1 protein-coding gene is annotated in these 1930 nt (G+C 64.5%); it reads left to right on the forward strand.

Annotation, left to right across the window (positions count from 1 at the left end; genetic code table 11):
- Positions 1–1930: Ti-type conjugative transfer relaxase TraA (gene traA, locus AC13QO_RS29855; RefSeq protein WP_488542758.1), on the forward strand; the 1930-nt coding region annotated here is incomplete at both ends.

Here is a 1930-nt window from a genome sequence, read left to right on the forward strand (position 1 = left end):
TGCCTATCGCCACCGCGCTCGGATGATGGACGAACAGGCCGGCACCTCCTTCAGCTATCGGGGCGGGGCTTTCGAGCTGATACATGAGGAATTGGCGCTGCCGGAGCACATACCGGCATGGCTGCGCAAGGCGATCGCTGGCCAGTCGGTCGCCGGCGCCAGTGAGGCGCTCTGGAACGCCGTCGATGCTTTCGAGACCAGAGCCGATGGGCAACTCGCCCGCGAGCTGATCATCGCACTGCCGGAGGAATTGACAAGGGCGGAGAACATCGCTCTTGTCCGGGAGTTCGTCCGGGACAGCTTCACCTCGAAGGGAATGGTGGCCGACTGGGTCTATCACGACAAGGACGGCAATCCGCACATTCATCTCATGACCACGCTGCGTCCGCTGACGGAGGACGGCTTCGGAGCGAAGAAGGTTGCTGTTCTTGGCGAAGACGGCAAGCCGCTGCGCGTCGTCACGCCGGACCGGCCGAACGGCAAGATCGTCTACAGGCTCTGGGCAGGCGACAAGGAAACCTTGAAAGCGTGGAAGATCGCCTGGGCCGAAACGGCCAACCGGCATCTGGCGCTCGCCGGTCACGAGATCCGGCTCGACGGCCGCTCCTATGCCGAACAGGGGTTGGACGGCATCGCGCAAAAACATCTCGGGCCGGAGAAGGCAGCCCTCGCGCGCAAGGGCAGGGAGCTTTATTTCGCACCGGCCGATCTCGCCCGTCGTCATGAGATGGCCGACCGGCTGCTGGCAGAGCCGGAGCTTTTGCTGAAGCAGCTCGGCAACGAGCGCTCCACCTTCGACGAGAAGGATATCGCCAAGGCGCTGCATCGCTATGTCGACGATCCCGCAGACTTCGCCAATATCCGTGCCCGGCTGATGGCGTCGGATGAGTTGGTCATGTTGAAGCCGCAGCAGCTTGACGCCGAGACCGGCAAGGCGTCGGAACCGGCCGTGTTCACCACACGGGAGATACTGCGCATCGAATACGACATGGCGCGTTCGGCTGAAGTTCTCTCGGAACGAAAGGGCTTCGGTATCTCCGGTGACCAAGTGGCCGCCGCTGTTCAAAACGTCGAACGGGCCGATCCGGCAAAACCCTTCAGGCTCGACGCGGAACAGGTCGATGCCATCCGCCATGTCACCGGCGACAGCGGTATTGCGGCTGTTGTCGGCCTTGCCGGCGCCGGCAAGTCGACGCTGCTGGCAGCAGCCCGCCTCGCCTGGGAAAGCAAGGGGCGCAGGGTGATTGGTGCAGCACTTGCAGGCAAGGCGGCGGAAGGGTTGGAAGACAGTTCCGGCATCAAGTCACGCACGCTCGCCGCCTGGGAACTGGCCTGGGCGAATGGCCGCGATGCACTCCATCGCGGTGATGTGCTCGTCATCGATGAAGCCGGCATGGTGTCATCGCAGCAGATGGCCCGTGTGCTTGACATCGTCGAGGCGGCGGGCGCCAAAGTCGTTCTCGTCGGCGACGCCATGCAGCTGCAGCCGATCCAGGCGGGTGCAGCCTTTCGGGCGATCAGCGACCGCATCGGTTTTGCCGAGCTTGCCGGCGTGCGCCGCCAGCGTGAAGAATGGGCGCGCCAGGCCTCGCGGCTCTTTGCCCGCGGCGAGATCGAGAAAGGGCTCGACGTCTATGCCCGGCATGGTCACCTTGCCGAGGCGGGCACGCGCGCGGAAACGATTGAGCGGATTGTCGCCGACTGGACCGAGGCGCGCAGAGAGGCAATCGTTCGATCCGTTTCCGAGGGCAGGGATGGTCGGCTGCGCGGCGACGAGCTGCTCGTGCTTGCCCACACCAATGACGATGTCGGCAAGCTGAACGAGGCGCTGCGTGCGGTGATGGCAGGCGAGGGTGCGCTTTCCCACAGCCGCACCTTCCAGACGGCACGCGGGGCGCGGGAGTTCTCCGTCGGCGATCGCATCATCTTT

Source organism: Rhizobium sp. CNPSo 3670 (assembly GCF_057784555.1).